At 29.3% G+C, this 18374-nt stretch carries 17 protein-coding genes; 10 read left to right on the forward strand and 7 right to left on the reverse strand.

Features of this window, described 5'->3' with window-relative positions:
* Positions 1-140: 140 nt before the first annotated feature.
* Positions 141-1160, forward strand: coding sequence for a LacI family DNA-binding transcriptional regulator (locus Q1A46_RS07365; protein WP_299676048.1), 1020 nt, complete (start codon positions 141-143; stop codon positions 1158-1160).
* A 412-nt stretch (positions 1161-1572) separates the two neighbouring features.
* Here Q1A46_RS07365 and Q1A46_RS07370 read toward each other — a convergent pair whose 3' ends face one another.
* From Q1A46_RS07370 to aspS, 3 genes are all read right to left on the reverse strand, one after another.
* Positions 1573-2331: a tetratricopeptide repeat protein gene (locus tag Q1A46_RS07370; RefSeq protein WP_299676051.1), complete on the reverse strand. Its 759-nt coding sequence runs from the start codon at positions 2329-2331 to the stop codon at positions 1573-1575.
* Between the two features lie 52 nt (positions 2332-2383).
* A complete protein-coding gene (locus tag Q1A46_RS07375) occupies positions 2384-2938 on the reverse strand; it encodes a hypothetical protein (RefSeq protein WP_299676054.1) in 555 nt (184 codons plus the stop codon).
* Positions 2939-3133: 195 nt separating this feature from the next.
* Positions 3134-4897 (reverse strand): aspartate--tRNA ligase, encoded by a 1764-nt coding sequence (aspS, locus tag Q1A46_RS07380; RefSeq protein ID WP_299676057.1) that lies wholly within the window; start codon positions 4895-4897, stop codon positions 3134-3136.
* Between the two features lie 134 nt (positions 4898-5031).
* Between aspS and Q1A46_RS07385 the strand changes: the two genes are divergently transcribed.
* The gene (locus Q1A46_RS07385) at positions 5032-6927 is read left to right on the forward strand and encodes an ATP-binding protein (RefSeq protein ID WP_299676061.1); all 1896 of its coding nucleotides are present in this window, start codon (positions 5032-5034) and stop codon (positions 6925-6927) included.
* Positions 6924-7265 carry a HopJ type III effector protein gene (locus Q1A46_RS07390; protein ID WP_299676064.1) on the forward strand — a complete coding sequence of 114 codons (342 nt, stop codon included), beginning with the start codon at positions 6924-6926 and terminating at the stop codon, positions 7263-7265. Before Q1A46_RS07385 ends, Q1A46_RS07390 begins: the two co-directional genes overlap by 4 nt.
* A gap of 11 nt (positions 7266-7276) precedes the next feature.
* Here Q1A46_RS07390 and Q1A46_RS07395 read toward each other — a convergent pair whose 3' ends face one another.
* Positions 7277-8647 (reverse strand): T9SS type A sorting domain-containing protein, encoded by a 1371-nt coding sequence (locus Q1A46_RS07395; protein ID WP_299676067.1) that lies wholly within the window; start codon positions 8645-8647, stop codon positions 7277-7279.
* Positions 8648-8755: 108 nt separating this feature from the next.
* Here Q1A46_RS07395 and Q1A46_RS07400 point away from each other — a divergent pair, with 108 nt between their 5' ends.
* From Q1A46_RS07400 to Q1A46_RS07415, 4 genes are all read left to right on the forward strand, one after another.
* Positions 8756-9238 (forward strand): hypothetical protein, encoded by a 483-nt coding sequence (locus Q1A46_RS07400; protein WP_299676070.1) that lies wholly within the window; start codon positions 8756-8758, stop codon positions 9236-9238.
* A gap of 103 nt (positions 9239-9341) precedes the next feature.
* Positions 9342-11078 carry a M28 family peptidase gene (locus Q1A46_RS07405; RefSeq protein WP_299676073.1) on the forward strand — a complete coding sequence of 579 codons (1737 nt, stop codon included), beginning with the start codon at positions 9342-9344 and terminating at the stop codon, positions 11076-11078.
* A gap of 1 nt (position 11079) precedes the next feature.
* Positions 11080-11715, forward strand: a complete 636-nt coding sequence (locus Q1A46_RS07410) for an FMN-binding negative transcriptional regulator (protein WP_299676076.1) — start codon at positions 11080-11082, stop codon at positions 11713-11715.
* Between the two features lie 15 nt (positions 11716-11730).
* The gene (locus Q1A46_RS07415) at positions 11731-12432 is read left to right on the forward strand and encodes a M50 family metallopeptidase (RefSeq protein ID WP_299676079.1); all 702 of its coding nucleotides are present in this window, start codon (positions 11731-11733) and stop codon (positions 12430-12432) included.
* Here the strand turns inward: Q1A46_RS07415 and Q1A46_RS07420 are convergent, their stop codons facing one another.
* The gene (locus Q1A46_RS07420; protein ID WP_299676082.1) at positions 12433-13794 is read right to left on the reverse strand and encodes a sodium:alanine symporter family protein; all 1362 of its coding nucleotides are present in this window, start codon (positions 13792-13794) and stop codon (positions 12433-12435) included.
* Positions 13795-14011: 217 nt separating this feature from the next.
* Here Q1A46_RS07420 and Q1A46_RS07425 point away from each other — a divergent pair, with 217 nt between their 5' ends.
* The 3 genes from Q1A46_RS07425 to Q1A46_RS07435 all read left to right on the forward strand — a co-directional run bounded on the left by Q1A46_RS07425 (position 14012) and on the right by Q1A46_RS07435 (position 16220).
* The gene (locus tag Q1A46_RS07425; protein WP_299676086.1) at positions 14012-14887 is read left to right on the forward strand and encodes a hypothetical protein; all 876 of its coding nucleotides are present in this window, start codon (positions 14012-14014) and stop codon (positions 14885-14887) included.
* A 164-nt stretch (positions 14888-15051) separates the two neighbouring features.
* A complete protein-coding gene (locus Q1A46_RS07430) occupies positions 15052-15846 on the forward strand; it encodes a DUF6503 family protein (RefSeq protein WP_299676089.1) in 795 nt (264 codons plus the stop codon).
* 11 nt (positions 15847-15857) lie between these two features.
* Entirely contained in the window at positions 15858-16220 is a 363-nt protein-coding gene (locus Q1A46_RS07435; protein WP_299676092.1) for a cupin domain-containing protein, read from the forward strand.
* Between the two features lie 536 nt (positions 16221-16756).
* On the opposite strand, the gene Q1A46_RS07440 is transcribed toward Q1A46_RS07435, so the two are convergent.
* Entirely contained in the window at positions 16757-17152 is a 396-nt protein-coding gene (locus Q1A46_RS07440; RefSeq protein ID WP_299676095.1) for a hypothetical protein, read from the reverse strand.
* Positions 17153-17241: 89 nt separating this feature from the next.
* Positions 17242-18261 carry a phenylalanine--tRNA ligase subunit alpha gene (gene pheS / locus Q1A46_RS07445; RefSeq protein WP_095068839.1) on the reverse strand — a complete coding sequence of 340 codons (1020 nt, stop codon included), beginning with the start codon at positions 18259-18261 and terminating at the stop codon, positions 17242-17244.
* Positions 18262-18374: the final 113 nt, after the last annotated feature.

An 18374-nucleotide genomic window follows, 5' to 3' on the forward strand; every position in this document is an offset into this window, starting at 1 on the left:
TACGAATTAGTTGCTAATACAGTAAAAATATTGTTATATGTTTATTTTTTTTACTGTAATTTTATGAAAAATTAACGCAAACGTTACCGCAAACGTTTGCAAAAGAATATTTCATAAAGATTTAATCTAAAATTTACGTCATGAAAAAAGAAACGACAACATTAAAACAAATTGCAACGAGTTTAAATCTTTCTATTTCAACAGTGTCAAGAGCCTTAAACGATCATATTGATATTAGTGAAGAAACAAAACGTAAAGTAAAAAGAGAGGCAGAACGATTACAATATGTACCGAATATTCTTGCAAAAGGTTTTCGAAAACAGAAAACAAATATTATAGGAATTATAGTTCCAAGTGTTATTCATTCGTTTACAGCCACAATTTTAAAAGGAATATTATTAGAGTCTGAAAAAACTAATTATACAACCATTATTGCGGAAACAAATAATAATCCTGAGAAAGAAAAAGACGTTTTAAATACAATGCTTCAATTTGGAGTTGAAGGAATTTTGATGGCTTTATCTAAACATACTAGAGATATCTCTCCAATGTTGCTTGCGCTAAAAAAACGACCTTTAATTCTGTTTGATAAAGTATCGAGTAAAATTCCTTGTACTCAAGTCGTTATTGATGAGATTGCTGCGGCGGCAAATGCGGTTGAACATTTAGTTAATATTGGTAAGAAGCGTATTGCAATTATTAAAGAACGAGAAGATTCATATAATTCTGAAAAGCGATTTGAAGGTTATAAGCAAACCTTGAAAAAACACGATTTGCCAATTGACGAGAGTTTAATTTTAAGTACAGATGATTCATCAATTAATGAAGGAAAACGATTGGCAAGAGAACTAATATGTTTAAAAGATAAACCAGACGCTATTTTCTGTATTACAGATGATTTTGCTATCGGTGTGATTAAAACATTAAAAAAGTTTGCTATAAAAATACCAGATGAAATCGCAGTTGTAGGTTTTAGTAACTCATCTCATTCAACAATTATAGAACCTAATCTTACTACTGTAAATCAGCCAGGAGGTAGGATTGGAAAGCTAGCCATGCAACAAATGATAAGAGAAATTGAGAGTAATGAAGTCTTCGGAACGAGTAAATCCATTGAAATTCAAACGAATTTAATTATAAGAGAATCTACCTTTTTGTAAAAACAAGAATTCTTATATGTTATTTAGTTATAGATAACTGTAATTCAGCTATGCTTTTAATAGTACTTGCCTTAAATATTGTTATAAATTAAAACTAAAAACTTAACTTGTAATATGTTTAGGAAAGTTTTCGGTTTGATATTGTTTTTGTTAGCAGGCATTTTACTTTTTTATCCTGAAATTATTAAGGATATGTTCCATATAATTGGAGTTGGAGAAAATGATCGCATATTTGAGTTTGAAACACTGATATTTATTTCAATAAATTTTATCAGTTATGCTTTTATTTTTTTCTTAATTCACGAAGGGGTTAAATTATTAAGAAGTAAAGCCATTAATAATAACTAGGTTTTTAGATTTTTTTAAACCTAGACCTTAGTGAGTGTAAAATCATATGTTTTACACTCTGTATTTATTTTGTTAAGTCTTTTATTAAGTTCTCATAATCTTCTAAATACAACTCTCTCATGCTTTCAACATAAGGACGCTGATTTACGTAACCATCATTAAAATCTTTTAATCCAGAAAGTGCCATTTCTTTAGCTTCTTCTATTTTTCCTTCTTGTTTCAAAATAAGAGCTAGATAGTATTTTCCGTCAGCATAAACATCGTATGAGTTTTTCAATAACAGTTCGAAATTTTCTTTAGCTTTTTCAAAATCATTCATTTCATAATAAACGATTCCTTTGTACAAATAAGTTGTAACTTCTATAGTACGGGTTCCGAATTTCTCAATTTCTTCATTTATATATTTATCAAAGTATTTTAAAGAGTTCTTGTAATCTTTTAATCCTAAGTAGGCAATTCCTCTCCAATAATCAACACTATGACCTTGAGGAGCATCAGTAAAGCTTGGATTTAATGCATCACTAGCGTTAAAATCTGCAATAGCTTTTTTATAATCTCTGTAAAACCATAAATAACAATAGCCTCTGTAACCTTGCCAAACTTCAGGATTTAGAGCAACTGCTTTATCCATGTGTTTTTTCCACAAGTGAGGTATTCCTCTTTTTAAATACGCGACAGACATTTCTCTAACGGCTTCGGCATATGTTGGGTCAATTTCAATAGCTTTTTGAATTCTAGTCATGCTTTTTGGAGAACCCTGATATAAGTGTGATCCTTCTTTAAAAACTTTTTCAGCTAAAACTCTTTGTTCTGTTTTTCCCATTTGATTTACTTTCTCTTTGCAAGAAGTGAAAAGACTAAAGCAAATAAGTAAACTAAGGTAGTATTTCGACAATTTTTCCATTTTCAATGCGATAAGATATGTACATATAATAATTCCTTGGCTGATTTTTATAAGAAAAAACTGCCCAATTTCTAGAATCTGAAGTTAGTTTTAGTAACTGTTTCACCATGTTTTTATTCAATGGAGTTTCCTCTAAATCTAGATTCATTTCAATGATTTCAAACCAACCCGCGTTTCCTTCGCAGTTTATTAAAAATCGAAAGTTTAAATATCCAGAATCGGTGTAAGACTCGTTTTTATAATTTGAAAGGATAAAGTTTTTAAACTGTTTTTTACTTCCTTTAAAAGCATCATCAGGAGCGCCATGATGTATTTTGTAAATACTTCGATCTCCACAAAGTATGTATGTATCGTTTAATAAAGCTTTTTCTTGATCTATATATCCAATATGATGAGAGAATTGCTGCGTATCAATTTCAAATTTCCCGTAGAAATTATAATACAGTATTGCAAAAGTTGTAACTCCACCTAAGAGTAAAATAGAAAAGACGTATAGTGTAATTTTTAGCTTTTTTCTTTTTTTCATGAGTCAAATGTAATTTAAAAAAACATGAAATTTTGATAAATAAGAAATCTATGTACAAACGACAAATAAAAGAGTATGTATAGCAAAAGCAATATAGAAAGAAAGTAAAATTTTGAATAAAAAAAATCCCGCACTAGGCGAGATTTTTATTTATAGAATTCTTAATTCTTAAAGCGAAGCGATTTAGTTTTTAAACTATGCTTCTTGTTGTTGAATATCTAATTTAATACTCAATTCTTGTAATTGTTCATTATCAATTGTTGCAGGTGCATCAATCATAACGTCTCTACCAGAATTGTTTTTAGGGAACGCAATAAAATCACGAATAGTTTCTTGTCCACCTAAAATAGCAACCAAACGATCTAAACCGAAAGCCAGACCTCCATGTGGTGGGGCTCCATATTCAAAAGCATCCATTAAGAAACCGAACTGAGCTTTCGCTTCTTCTTCAGTAAATCCTAAATGCTTGAACATAATCGCTTGTGTTTCTTTATCGTGAATACGAATAGATCCACCTCCGATTTCGTTTCCATTTAAAACTAAATCATAAGCATTTGCTTTTACGGCTCCTGGATCTGTATCTAATAATTCGATCTGACCTGGTTTTGGAGAAGTAAATGGATGGTGCATTGCATGATAATGTCCAGTTTCCTCATCTAACTCTAATAAAGGGAAATCAACAACCCATAACGGAGCAAATTCATCTGGTTTACGTAAACCTAAACGCTCAGCTAATTCCATACGTAATGCACTTAATTGTGCACGTACTTTATTCGTGTTTCCAGATAAAACACAAATTAAATCTCCTGGTTTTGCTCCAGTAACTTCTGCCCATTTTGCTAAATCTTCTTGATCGTAGAACTTATCTACAGAAGATTTAAAACTTCCGTCTTCGTTACATTTCACATATACCATTCCTAAAGCTCCAACTTGCGGACGCTTTACCCAGTCGATTAATTTATCTATTTCTTTACGAGTGTAAGAAGCAGCACCAGGAACAGCAATTCCTACTACTAACTCTGCACTATTAAATACTTTAAAATCTTTATGTTGTGCAACTTCGTTTAATTCACCGAATTGCATTCCGAAACGAATATCTGGTTTATCATTTCCGTATAAACGCATAGCGTCATCAAACAATATTCTTGGGAATTTATCAACTTCAACTCCGTTAATCTCTTTTAATAAATGACGAGTCATTCCTTCGAAAATCTCTAAAATATCTTCTTGCTCTACAAACGACATTTCACAGTCTATTTGTGTAAACTCAGGTTGACGATCGGCACGTAAATCTTCATCTCTAAAACACTTTACGATTTGGAAATATTTATCAATTCCACCAACCATTAACAATTGCTTGAATGTTTGTGGCGATTGTGGTAAAGCATAAAACTGACCAGCATTCATACGAGAAGGTACTAAGAAATCACGCGCTCCTTCTGGTGTAGATTTAATTAAATATGGAGTTTCCACATCAATAAATCCTTTATCAGATAAATATTTACGTACTTCCATCGATACTTTATGACGGAATAATAAACTGTTTTTAACAGGATTACGACGAATATCTAAATAACGATATTTCATACGAATATCTTCTCCACCATCAGTTTCATCTTCAATCGTAAATGGAGGTAATTTAGCATCGTTTAAAATCGTTAAGTCAGAAACTAAAACTTCGATGTCTCCAGTTTCTAAGTTAGGATTTTTAGAAGCTCTTTCGATTACTGTTCCTTTTACTTGAATAACGAACTCTCTACCTAAGGTTTTTGCTTTTTCAATAAGATCTTTTGAAGTTCTTTCTTCATCAAAAATCAACTGTGTGATTCCATAACGATCTCGTAAATCAACCCAGATCATAAAACCTTTATCTCTTGATTTTTGAACCCATCCAGCAAGGGTAACTTCAGTATTAATATGCGATGTTCTTAATTCACCGCAAGAATGCGATCTATACATTTTTGATAATTTTAGATGCGCAAATTTAACTATAAATGTTGTACTGGAAAAAGTTTATAGTACTTAGCAATTTTTAGTTTTTATAATCTAAGAAATTAGTAATATTTTTAGAGTTCCTATTAAAAGAAAAACAAATGATTTTAACTATAAGGGGAGAAGAAAGTAGTGATATTCCATTAGAATTGAGAGAGCCTATTTTTTTTCTCAATGAAGAAAGAAATACATTCCTAGATTATGAAAAAAACAATAATGAATTAGAAATAACTCAATTTAATTTTTTTGTTGGTGCAAATAATTCTGGTAAAAGTAGATTTATGAGAGGATTATTGAAACTTAACTCTTACAAGAATCATTTTTCGGAAAAAATACATTTTAAGGAATTATCAAATTATATTTCCTCTATTCAGACACAGAGTTTAGAACAAGGAAAAGAATTATATCCTTTTTTAAAAAATCAAGTAGATAAAAAGAATCTAATTGCTACTAATATTGAATTAATTGAAAACTTCTCAAATAAAAACAATGAAGATTTGACAAAACAAATTGAATCCTTAAAAAAAGAAATGTTAAGTGTTTTGTCAGAAAAAGTAAGAAATGAAATCAAAAAATATATAAGTTTAGTTGAACAATATCAAAAAGAATTAAATTTTTCAAAGGAACATAAGATTTCAAAAAAAAATTATACACCTGTTTTAAGAAGTCTACTTAATAATGTTGATTTAGAGGGGGGTAGGTTTAAAGAAGCTGTTGAGGTTAGATATTTTGGGGCAGTAGGAGAGTTTACTGAACATAATGATATTCACACTGGATTAGAACTTTGGAGTCATGTAAAGGATATGATTAGTTCGATTAAAAATAGGGATATTAGAGAGTTTGAATTTTTTTTAAGTAAGTTCTTTTTTGGAAATGAAAAAGTTGCATTAGTTCCAGATACAAAATCAAGATTAATTCATTTAGATTTTGAAAAGCAAGGTTATAGAGGGATTCATGAAATCGGAGATGGTATACAAGCACTAATTATATTATTATTCCCAATTTTTATGGCTGAAAAAAATGAAGTCTTTTTTATAGAAGAACCAGAAATGAATTTACACCCTGGATTTCAAAGAATATTTATAGAAACACTACTAAATAATGAGTTTTTAAAACAAAAGAATTTAAAATATTTTTTTACTACACATTCTAATCATTTTCTAGATTTAACATTAAAAAATAATAAAGTATCTTTTTTTCAATTTAAAAAATTAGAAGAAGGAAAACACTTGATAAAAACAAAAATTAAACCAGATAAAGAAATTCTAGATGAACTAGGCGTAAATACATCTTCTGTTTTATTAGCGAATACATCGATTTGGGTAGAAGGACCAACAGATAGAATATATCTTTCTAAGTTTCTAAAATTATATTGTGAACAAGATAAGATTCCGTATTTAAAGGAAGATATAGATTTTGCTTTTTTCGAATATGGAGGGAATTTGATTACCCACTATTTATTTGAAGATCATATAGAATTTAATGAAGAGGAAGTTCAAGAAAAGATAAATTCATTTGCCTTGTCTAGTAAAATTTATTTGTTAGCAGATAATGATAACGCTAACGGTAAATCTAAAAAAGGGAACAGAGAAAGGGTATTGAGTAAACTTTCAAGAGATAAAGCAAATTTTCTTTATCAAAACACCAATGTAAAAGAGATCGAAAATTTACTTCCTAAAAAAATAGTAAAAGATTTTATGTCTATAATTTTAAAAAAAGAAGAAGCGGTTGAAAATGCTCAAAAAATTCCTTTTGATAGAAAAGATTATGAAAATCTTGGTTTAGGGGATTTCTATCGACAACTATTTACAGATAATGATATAGACGAAAAAAACCAAAACAAGTTTAGTGCAGAATCAGGTACATTAAATAACACATATAAAATTAAACTAGCAAACTTTGTGATAGATTCAAATTATACTTATGAAGACTTAATTAAGGATAATGAAAATTTAGAAAATATAATTAAAAGCTTATATAAATTTATAAAATCATGACACTACAAGAATTCAAACATAAATTACAAAACGAACCTACGACAATAGATTTTTCAGAAACAATAGCTGTAATAGAAGACAACTATAATTTTACTCCTTCTGCATTTAAAAACGGAGTGTTAGAAAATGAAGTTTCTCAAAATCAAGGTTCATGCAAAGTATTCTCATTTGCAATTCAACAAGAACTTACACAAGAGGAAACTTTAGCGTGTTTCGGACAATATTATGCTGAGGTTGTTAATGAACCTAACGGAACTGGTCATCAAAACATCAGAAATTTTATGAATACTGGTTTTGAAGGATTGAGTTTTGAGAATGAAACGTTGACTTTAAAATAAAACAATAAGACTTAATTCACGATTAATTTTTTGACAGAAAAATTTTTATTAAAATCTAGAATTTTAATAAAATAAACACCTTTTCCTAAAGAAGGTGTTTTTAAAATATTATTATCATTTTTTTCTTTGAATACTAATTTTCCATTCATATCGTAAATTCTTTTTTCAATTATTTTTACGTTAGAATTTAAAGTTATCCTTGTTTTATTATTTGTCAAAGGATTAGGAGATATCGTTAATTGTGCTTTTTTATCTTTAGGAGTATTTAGAACAGATTTAAGATTATAGATATATAGACCGCTATTCGTTTCATAATTATTATCTAAATCATCATCAGGCGCAGAAATAAATACTTCATCATTGTGAATTTCAACATCCCAAAAACCATAAGAAAGACCAGTAGTTTCAGTAGAAAATAATTTTTTTTGTTTCCATAAACCATTTGTTTTTTCATAAAGAAGTACTTTACTACCACCTATTAACACATAATTGTTTTTGATAAAAATAGAAGAACCAAAATAATCATTCTGATCTGAAGAGTTTTTTTCAATTTTAGTTTCTAGTTCATAAAAGCCTGTTGCAATATTTTTTTTATAAATATATGCTCCTCTGTCAAAAGAAGATACAGCTAAATATTCATTGGTTGCATCTAAATCAAAACCAAAGCCAGATCCAATTGTCCTTCCGCTATCAGGTATTAGTTTTTGAATCTCTGTCCATAAACCATTTACTTTCTTGAAAACATAAACAATTCCATTAAAATCATTAGAATTAGGATATCTTCTATCAGATATGAAAAGGTTATCATTGTTATGTGCTACGTTATAGCCATTAAAAGCATTAAAAGAAGTATTAATAACTTGAATTTCTTTCCATTGTTTATCTTTGTATTCGTAAACGTAAGCAGTGCTTTTCCCGTTTTGAGAGTCTTCAAAGGTAGTAACTACAAAATTATTTTCATCTAATAATGAAAGCCTATAGCCAAAGTCATAATTATTAGGAGTTTGAATAGTTATCTTTTCATCTAAAATCCATTTAGAATTTAAAAATCTATACACATATACAGCACCTTTTTTATTGTTTTTGGTACTACTAACAATAATAGTATTTTTAAATATCTGTACTTCAAAACCAAAAGAATCAGATTCTTTACCATCAAAAGGAAAGATTTCTTGTTCTAAATTCCAATCTCCTTTGTCTTTCTTATATACGTAAACGGCACCAGTTTTACCAAAATTGGTTTCTGCTCTAAGTGCAGAAATAACCATTTTATCTTCATAAACTGAAAATTTAGAAGAAAAACCATCTTCACCAATATTTTCTGTTTGAGGTGATTTTATAATTACTTGAGAAAATAGATGATTTACCGATAAAAAACACATCACTATAATTATGATCTGCCTACTTTTCAAAAAAAAGTTCATAGCTTTATTTTTATTACAAAGATAGGAAAAATAAAAGTGTATTTTTAGCATATTAAAAATTGTAGTATGTATAAGAATATACTTTTTTTTATGGTTTTGTTTTTCGTATTTACTATAGTAAATGCTCAAGATGATGGAAAAAGTAATGAAGAGGTAGTTGACTGGTCTGTTGATGATTTTATAGTTAATTGTCCAGTAAACATAAAGCAAAATCTAAAAAAAGATTTGTCTTATGAAGTGAATTTATGGAGAGCTAGATCAAATTCTTTTGTTGCACACTATTCAGGAAACGATTTTGGAGATTACCATCATATAAATTTTACAGATGAAAACGAAAATGTATATGATTTTGGTTTTGGAAATAATGATTTAGGAACTATTGTGCTCTTTTTTAAAGACAAACAGTTTAATGATAACCCAAAATATTTAAAGAGAAAATTTAAAGTGTTTTGGAAATGGAAAGTATCTTCATTTCCTTGTTGTAGTGGTGATTACAAAATGGTTAAAGCCTACATGCCATCTATAACAAAACTTCAATTATTAGAATAAATAAATTAAGATTTTTGTTGTAATCAATTTTTAGGAATCTAAGAATAGATTAAGTTTTTGCAGAAAAATAAAAGTGTATTTTTAGCCCATTAAAAATTGTAATATGTATAAAAATACACTTCTTATTTTATTGTTTGTTATTTCAGTAGTTTCATGTAAGAAAACAACTGATGATCAAAAATTTAAAACTTTAAAATCAACTAATTATTCAGAGATTTTAAATCAAGAGTTTACAGGAGATTTAGCTTATAATACTACAGCTTTTGTAGAAAAATATTGGAGAGTTGTAGGAAATACGGGTTTTAATAAATCGATATATAAAGTAGCAGAAGAATTAGAAAAATCTGGATTTGTAAAAGAAGAAAATGCTAAAAAAGGTGATGTTCTTACCTATCGTATTGAAAAAAGACCATTGCAAAGGCCGACCTGGGAATCTGTAGATGCTTCATTAAGAATTGCAGGTAAAGAGGACTTTTTATTACAGCACGATACGAATAGAAACATGATTGCTTTAAATTCTTATAGTACACCAAAAGAAGGAATTACTGCAGAAGTAATTTATGTTGAAGACACTAAAAATTTAGAGAAAATAGATGTAAAAGGAAAGATTGTTTTTGCTGAGGTTCATCCGTATAGAATATTTAGAAAAGCTATAGTGGAAGGTGGAGCAGTTGGTTTAGTAACTTATAACAATCCAAGTTATTTACAGCCTGAGAAAAATACAACTTCTATTCAATTCAGAACAATTCCTTTAAATGAAGAGGTTAAATCTTGGGGAATAGCTTTGTCTTATAAAGCAAAAGAAGCTCTAAAAAAAGAGTTAAGTAAAGGAAAAGTGAAACTTACTGCAGTTGTAAATACCAAAGTTTATGAATCTGAAGAGCTAACTATTGTAGCTGATATTAAAGGTACTACTTATCCAAAAGAAAGATTAGTTTTTAGTGCACATGTTCAAGAGCCTGGAGCAAACGATAATGCAACAGGAGTTGGTGTTGCTCTAGAAATGGCAACTTTAACAGCGAAATTTATAAAAAACAATAGGTTTACAAATAAAAGAACATTAACCTTTCTTTGGGGAGATGAAATTGTTTCTACAAGAAGATATGTAGAAGAAGATAGTATTAGAGCTAAAGATATTAAATGGGGAATCTCTTTAGATATGGTTGGAGAAGATACAAAGAAAACTGGTGGTACTTTTTTAATTGAAAAAATGCCTGATCCAAGTGCAATTTGGACTAGAGGAAAAGACAAGCATACAGAATGGGGAGCTGCAGAAATGAAGTTGTCTCAAATGAAACCTCATTATTTAAATGACTTTTTAATTAATAAATTTAAAGCTCAAGGAAAAATTGCGAATTGGGAAGTAAATACAAATCCATTTGAAGGCGGAAGTGATCATGTTCCATTTTTGAAAGGCAATATTCCAAGTGTGCTATTTTGGCATTTTACAGATCAGTTTTATCATACAGATAACGATCGTTTAGATAAAGTATCGCAGGAAACTTTAAAAAATGTAGGTGTTGGTTCTTTAACAGCAGCTTATACGCTATTAAATTCAGATAAAACCACTGCAACAACAATTTTGAATGAAATAGAAGTAGCTGCTTTAGCAAGATTACAAGAGGAAAAAGAGCAAAGTAAAATTGCACTTTCAAAAGGTGATTCTTTAACTACTCAAGTAAGAATTATTAACGCTTGGAATGATTGGTATGTGAAATCTGCTGAAAAGACACTAGATATGGTTAAGGATTCTTTAACTTTAAAGAAAGAAATCAGCAAAACACAAGAGAAAATTAATACAACTTCAAAACAAATAGTTGAAGAGTTAAGTAAAAAATAGTATGTACAATATACCAAGTTATAAAGCCAAAAACGAACAAGAAATTTTAGATTTCATTAATGAATATCCATTTGTTCAAATTACAGGTGTAAACGAAGAAGGGAAACCTGTGGCTACTCAAATTCCTGTGATTGTTGAGAAACGTAATGACGAATTGTATATCATAGGACACATGATGAAAGAAACAGATCATTGTAAAGCGTTTCAGAAAAACTCTAATGTATTATCAGTTTTTACTGGACCTAACGGATATGTGAGTGCTTCTTGGTGTGTGAATTCGAATAAAGGTTCAACCTGGAATTATATGAGTGTTCATGCTGAAGGAAAAATGTCTTTTTTTGAAGGGGAAAAGTTGGTTTCATTAATGAAGGCATTTACGTTACTTCACGAAAAAGGAAATGAGAATTCACCAACTGTGTACCATAATTTACCAGAGACTTATACCAATAAATGGATGCCGCACATTACTGGCTTTGAAATTAAAGTTGATCGTTTAGACACGGTGTTTAAATTGAGTCAGGGTTTAGATAAAGAAAGTTATTTAAATGTGATTGCTGAACTTGAAAAACGCGGAGGAACAAATACTTTTTTAGCTTCTGAAATGAAAAAGAGAGTTTCAGAATTATTTTCCGAATAATTGTAAAAACAAAAAGTGATTTCAAGAAAATTAGATTATACCATTTTAATTATAGCTGTAGCCATATTTTTATTGCTACAGCTTCCTTATTTTGTTCAAATACAATATCCTTTTAGGCTTTTAGGAACATGGTTTCATGAAATGGGACATGGATTAACAGCTCTTTTAACTGGCGGAAAATTTCATTATTTAGAGATTTATCAAAATGGCGGAGGAGTAGCTTATTCTTCCGTAACAAATCGATTTTTACCCATTTATCTTTGTAGTGCACTTACTGCAGCAGGCGGATTGTTTGGTCCGGCTATTTCTGGAAGTATTCTAATTATGTCAGCAAGATCACAAAAGCACGCTGCAATTATGTTACGAATTCTGACAGGAGTAATGATTCTATCTTTAATAATTTGGATTCGTTCCTATTGGGGAATTGTTGTTTTGGGCGCTATCTCAATAGCTTTAATTGTTATCATGTTTTTGAAAAACAAAAAGATTGAAACAATTACTGTTTTGTTTTTAGGGTTGCAATGTATTTTAAGTACTTATCTTCAGTTTAATTATTTATTTACAAAGCAATTTGAACGTCACGGACAAATAATGACCTCCGACACACAAAATATTGCAGCCAATACATTTGGAACATACTGGATGTGGGGTGCACTTATTTTTATACTCAGCGGAATTATGCTTTATAAAAGCGTAAAATTTTATTTAAGAAAATAACTACGAACTTTTTTCGGCTTTTAATCTCGTAAAATAATCGTTAGCAGCTCTTTTTACTTTCGGAGCTAATATTAATGTTGATAGTACAGTTGGTATTGCCATTAAAGCATAACCGCTATCAATCAAGTTAATTACGAAATCTAATTTCACGTTTGCTGCAATTACTATGGCTGCTATGTAGATGTAATTATAATATTTTCCAATTTTTGTATTAGTTAAAAAACATAAACAAGAATATCCATAGAAAGAGTATGTGAATAAAGTTGAAAAAGCGAAAATTAAAACACAAATAGTTAGTATAACACTACCAATTCCGTAAGGTAAAACAGAGTCAAAAGCAGTTAGTGTTAATGATATTCCGTTGCCTTGAAAACCTTTCCAAATACCAGAAGCCAATATAGCCAAAGCTGTAAGTGTACAAACTAATAGTGTATCAATAGCAGGACCTAACATGGCTACCAAGCCTTCACGAATTGGTTCATTAGTTTTTGCTGTTCCGTGCATCATTGGTGCTGTTCCTAAACCAGCTTCATTAGAAAAAGCTGCTCTTTTCACACCAGTAATAATCAAAACACCTAATGCTCCACCCTTAACTGCATTTCCTGAAAAAGCATCCGTAAAGATTAAAGAAAACATACTAGGAATATTTTCAATTTTTAAAATTAAAATAGAAAGCACAGTGATTAAATAAATAGCTACCATTGCGGGAACTAGCTTACCTGCAATTTTTCCAATTCTTTTAATTCCACCAAAAATTACCAAAGCAGTAATAATTCCGATAGTAATCCCCAATAATAATTTAGAAGTTTGAATATTACTATCATTTACTTTAAAAACATCAATTAAAGTTTGTGTTAACTGATTGGCCTGAAATGCAGGTAGTGTACCAATTAATCCTGCAGAAGCAAAAAATACAGCTAAAGGTTTCCATTTTTTTCCTAAACCTTCAGTAATAACATACATTGGTCCACCTTTTACATTTCCATCTTCGTCTTTTCCTCGGTACATTATCGATAAACTACAAGTAAAAAATTTTGTTGCCATACCAACAAAAGCACTAACCCACATCCAAAAAATAGCACCCGGACCACCGGTAGCAATTGCAATTGCCACTCCGCTAATATTTCCCATACCAACAGTTGCAGCAATAGCAGAAGATAAAGCTTCATAATGTGAAAGATCTCCAGGAGAATTATGTTTGTCGTATTTTCCTCTTAGGATATTTACAGCATGACCTAAATATCGGAAAGGAACTAAACCAGAATAAATAAATAAAGTTAAACCACCACCAATAAGGAGTATTAATAAAGGAAAACCCCAAACCCAAGAAGAAAATTCTGCAACTAAATCTTGCACATTCATAAAAGTTGTTTTCAACGAAAATAATAATTATTACAGATTTTTTTGTATATTACGTTGTGTAATTAATTGTAAGGAAGCTTACAGTTTTTAGACTTCTTATTTATAAGTTTTTAGAATGATGTCTTTAATTAGATAATAAAACTTTAAGTTAAGTCGTTTATATTTAGAATGTTAAATTTTTATCCCCCAAGCAATGAAAGTTTTAAACAACACTTCGGTGAAGAAATTCTTAAAGTATTCACCTGTAATTCTATTAGTTTCGTTAATTATATTTTCATTTAAAAGTCATGGAAATAAAAGTGAACTAGAAGACGAATTTTTTAAAGAAAAGAAACTACTTCAAAAAGAGCTCGACAAGATTGTAGCCGATTACAAGGAGATTACGACCAAAAAGAAATGGTTAACAAAAAGAGTAGTTAATGGTATGAATAAAATCATAGCATTAAAAGATTCTGTAGAGCAAATGAAAAAAGTAAACTACGATTTACTTTTTAAATACTCTTTAAAGGTTACAAAATTAGAAAGAGAGAACAGAAAACTCTTTCTTAAAGTTGAGTCATTACGTGAGCAGAATAAAAAATTACGTGATGAAAATACTTCGGCAAAGAAGAAACTTAATGAAGGTAATGAATCATATAAATCATTACTAGCAACTAACAAGAAATTAAAATCTGAAGAAAAAGTTTTAAAAGATAAAATTGGAGTTGCAGGGATTTTAAAAATAAGTTCTGTTAAGGTTGAAGCTTTAAAAGAAAAAAATAATGGTAAATATACAACTACTACAAGATCTAAGAAAATAGATGCTTTTAGAGTGAAATTTGATATACTACCAAATGATTTAGCTAACATAGGTAATAGAGAAATCTACATTCAAATATTAGATGATCACAATAATGGAGTGCCTTCAGAAAGAAGTGGTTCAAAAAATGAAATTTCATATAATGATTTAATTAATGTTGATTATGATAGAGAGAAAATAAGTGTCGTTTCATTAATATCTGTTGATAGAGCAGCTATGCATAAAGGAGAGTATAGTATCAATGTTTATATTGGTAAAAGAAAAGTAGGAAAGTCTAGTATCAGTTTACGTTAAAACTGAAATATAAATATGTATTAAACCACTTAATTTTTTAAGTGGTTTTTTCATGCAATAAAGTTAAGAAGACGTCTTTAACATTTAAACAGTACAAAAACTTAAAGATAAGTTGTAAGTTGCTTCAGAAAAACAGACTTAGTACTAATAAAACAAACTAAACAATGAGAAAAGCTTTTTTTGGAGGTATAATTTTGATGACATCATTATTTGCAATTTCATGTCAGCTAAAAACAGAAGAAAAGAAAGAAGAAAAAATCGAAAAAGAGGTTAAGGTTACTTTGTCTGAAGGAGATGAAATTATTAATCAGGCAATTAAAGCTCATGGAGGAGAGTTATATACAAGCGCTCACTATAGTTTTATTTTTAGAAAGAATGAATATTCATTTAAAAACTCTGGGAATTCTTATACATATACAGTAAAAAGAAAAACAGAAAATAAAGTTATTGAAGACGTTTTAAACAATGGAACGATTTCAAGAACAATAAATGGAGAATCTACAGCACTTAATGAAAGAGATAAGTTAAGGTATTCTGAAGCGTTAAATTCTGTAATTTATTTTGCAACACTTCCTTATAAATTAAATGATGCTGCGGTTAATAAAGAGTATAAGGGTGAAGTAACAATTAAAAACGAAACATATAAAGTAGTACAAGTTACTTTCAATCAAGAAGGAGGAGGAAAAGATTTTGAAGATCAGTTTTATTATTGGATAAATTCTAAGACAAATACAGTCGACTATTTAGCTTATAATTATAAAGTGAATAATGGAGGTGTACGTTTTAGAAGTAGTTATAATAAAAGAAATGTTGGAGGGGTTATTTTTCAAGATTATATAAACTATAAAGCTGAAGTTGGAACACCTTTGTCAGATCTACCAAAGTTATATGAAGAGAATAAGCTAAAGGAATTATCAAAGATTGTAACTGAAAACGTAGTGAATTTAAAAGCAAATTAAAAAAATCAATTATGTCCAAAGTAATTAACATTAAAGATAAATTCAATCTATTTTCAGATCAATGGTCTCCTAAAAAGGTAGCAGAACTTAATGGTCAACAAGTATTATTAGCTAAAATTAAAGGGGAATTTGTTTTTCACAAGCACGATGATGAAGATGAATTATTTATGGTTATTAAAGGTCAGTTACAGATTGATTTAGAAGATAGCTCGGTTACTATAAACGAAGGTGAATTTTATATTGTACCTAAAGGAGTTCTGCATAAACCTATAGCAAAAGAAGAGGTTCATATTTTACTTTTTGAACCATTATCTACAAAACATACTGGTGATGTTACAGCAGATATTACTGTAGAAACTTATGAATCAATTTAATGTTTTTTTTCGTTTAAAAAGATAAACATTCTGTTCGTCGATAAATACGAACCTTTTATCTAAATTAAAAGACTAAATATCGAATGTTTTAACGCTAAATTTCTAAAGCTTCATACCTTTGAAGTGTTAATAGTAGTAAGAAATAACTTAATTTAATAATCCCCAATTTAAGTTTTGTTTTTTCATTTTTTAGAGTTATAAGGTTTACTTTTAAAAACCTAATATAAACCCTTTTGCAAGCCCCAAATGTAAAAGGGTTCTTCTTTTTTTGTGGTTTCTTAAGTTTTTGGTTTTTAGGGTTTTGATTCGTTCGTCGAAGAAATTAAACAACTTGTCTATAGATAGAAATCCATAGATCGAAAATCAACAAAAAAATACAGTAAAGCTCTCTATATTTGAAGTGTAAATAAGTGATATACATGAAAGTATTCCTTATAGTTTTGTTTTTTTCATTATAAAAAATAAATGAAGGTTTTTTAAATTTATTTGGTTGATTAAATTAATCCTTTTGCATCCCCAATTGCAAAAGGATTTTTTTATTTTACAATAATTCCTCTCTTATTTAAAGAAGAGATCATTCTTAAAGCACCTTCTTTTATTGTATCGGCTTCAAAAACAAAAGTTTTTTCTTGAATTTGATTTCCTTCAAAGAATGAAACTTGAAATCTATTAGCTAAACTAAAAACATCTGGATGAATCATTTCTATTTTAGCAAATGCGTTTGCAGGTAACTGATTAATTTTTTTTCTAAAAACGGTAGTCGTTTTTGTTTCAGAAAAGCCCTGAGAAACAATCATAATCATATCTAAATCTACTTCTTTTTTATTGATTAGGTAAACATACCAATCATCTGTATCATGTGTTTCGTTGTGCTCTAAAACAACCGCCATTTCTATCCCTGTAACTTCAGGAATTATAATATCTTTTTTCATCTACTAATTCATTAAAATTAAAAAGTTGTAAAATCCAATTAAAAACCATTGAAATTTCACAACTCTTATTTATAAATATGTTTCTAAATTTAAATCACCGACTTAAATTGCTCTAAGAAACGAACATCATTTTCGTAAAACATTCTAATATCTGGAATTTGATATAAAAGCATTGCAATACGTTCTATACCCATTCCAAATGCATAACCAGAGTATTTAGTAGGATCAATATTACAATTTTTAAGTACGTTCGGATCAACCATACCACATCCCATAATCTCTAACCAACCTGTACCTTTTGTGATTCTGTAATCAGTTTCAGTTTCAAGTCCCCAATAAATGTCTACTTCAGCACTTGGCTCAGTAAATGGGAAATACGACGGACGTAATCTGATTTTAGACTTACCAAACATTTCTTTTGTAAAGTATAATAAAGTCTGTTTTAAATCAGCAAAAGAAACATCAGTATCAATATATAATCCTTCTACTTGATGGAAAATACAATGTGCTCTTGCAGAAATATCTTCATTTCTAAAAACTCTACCTGGAGAAATTGTTCGAATTGGTGGCTCGTTTTTTTCCATATAGCGTACTTGTACAGAAGAAGTATGTGTACGTAATAATGTATCAGGATTTTTTTCAATGAAGAAAGTGTCCTGCATATCTCTTGCTGGATGGTATTCAGGAAGATTTAAAGCTGTAAAGTTATGCCAGTCATCTTCTATTTCCGGACCTTCAGATACAGTAAACCCTATTCTGTTAAAAACTTCAATAATTCGGTTTTTAACAATAGAAATAGGATGTCTCGAGCCTAATTCTATAGGTTCAGATGGTCGAGTTAAGTCTCCATAAACACCTTTATCTTCAATTGCGCTTTCTAAAGCCTCTTTTAAAGTGTTTACTTTTTCCTCAGCAGATTTCTTTAAAAGATTAATTGTTTGTCCAAATTCTTTTTTTTGTTCGTTAGGAACGTTTTTAAATTCAGCAAATAAATCCTTTAAAATCCCCTTGCTACCAAGGTATTTAATTCTGAAATTTTCAATTTCTTCAGGAGATGAAGTTTCAAAATTTTTAACTTCATCAATTAACCCTGTAATCTTTTCTAACATAATCCGTCAAATTAGGTGGCAAATTTAAGATTTTTTACTGAAATAGGCTGGTAAATTATATGAACGACTACAACGTTTTCGTATCAGCAAAAAAAGGTCTTTTTTAGACCGTC

This window comes from uncultured Tenacibaculum sp. (assembly GCF_947502995.1).
Lineage (GTDB): Bacteria > Bacteroidota > Bacteroidia > Flavobacteriales > Flavobacteriaceae > Polaribacter.

Bases quoted from the DNA above. Each gene is read 5' to 3' on its own strand.
- Q1A46_RS07365 (WP_299676048.1), top strand. From the start codon at position 141: ATGAAAAAAGAAACGACAACATTAAAACAAATTGCAACGAGTTTAAAT.
- Q1A46_RS07390 (WP_299676064.1), top strand. From the start codon at position 6,924: ATGACACTACAAGAATTCAAACATAAATTACAAAACGAACCTACGACA.
- aspS (WP_299676057.1), bottom strand. From the start codon at position 4,897: ATGTATAGATCGCATTCTTGCGGTGAATTAAGAACATCGCATATTAAT.
- Q1A46_RS07370 (WP_299676051.1), bottom strand. From the start codon at position 2,331: ATGGGAAAAACAGAACAAAGAGTTTTAGCTGAAAAAGTTTTTAAAGAA.
- Q1A46_RS07400 (WP_299676070.1), top strand. From the start codon at position 8,756: ATGTATAAGAATATACTTTTTTTTATGGTTTTGTTTTTCGTATTTACT.
- Q1A46_RS07410 (WP_299676076.1), top strand. From the start codon at position 11,080: ATGTACAATATACCAAGTTATAAAGCCAAAAACGAACAAGAAATTTTA.
- Q1A46_RS07430 (WP_299676089.1), top strand. From the start codon at position 15,052: ATGAGAAAAGCTTTTTTTGGAGGTATAATTTTGATGACATCATTATTT.
- Q1A46_RS07405 (WP_299676073.1), top strand. From the start codon at position 9,342: ATGTATAAAAATACACTTCTTATTTTATTGTTTGTTATTTCAGTAGTT.
- Q1A46_RS07395 (WP_299676067.1), bottom strand. From the start codon at position 8,647: ATGTGTTTTTTATCGGTAAATCATCTATTTTCTCAAGTAATTATAAAA.
- Q1A46_RS07440 (WP_299676095.1), bottom strand. From the start codon at position 17,152: ATGAAAAAAGATATTATAATTCCTGAAGTTACAGGGATAGAAATGGCG.
- Q1A46_RS07420 (WP_299676082.1), bottom strand. From the start codon at position 13,794: ATGAATGTGCAAGATTTAGTTGCAGAATTTTCTTCTTGGGTTTGGGGT.
- Q1A46_RS07435 (WP_299676092.1), top strand. From the start codon at position 15,858: ATGTCCAAAGTAATTAACATTAAAGATAAATTCAATCTATTTTCAGAT.
- Q1A46_RS07385 (WP_299676061.1), top strand. From the start codon at position 5,032: ATGATTTTAACTATAAGGGGAGAAGAAAGTAGTGATATTCCATTAGAA.
- Q1A46_RS07375 (WP_299676054.1), bottom strand. From the start codon at position 2,938: ATGAAAAAAAGAAAAAAGCTAAAAATTACACTATACGTCTTTTCTATT.
- pheS (WP_095068839.1), bottom strand. From the start codon at position 18,261: ATGTTAGAAAAGATTACAGGGTTAATTGATGAAGTTAAAAATTTTGAA.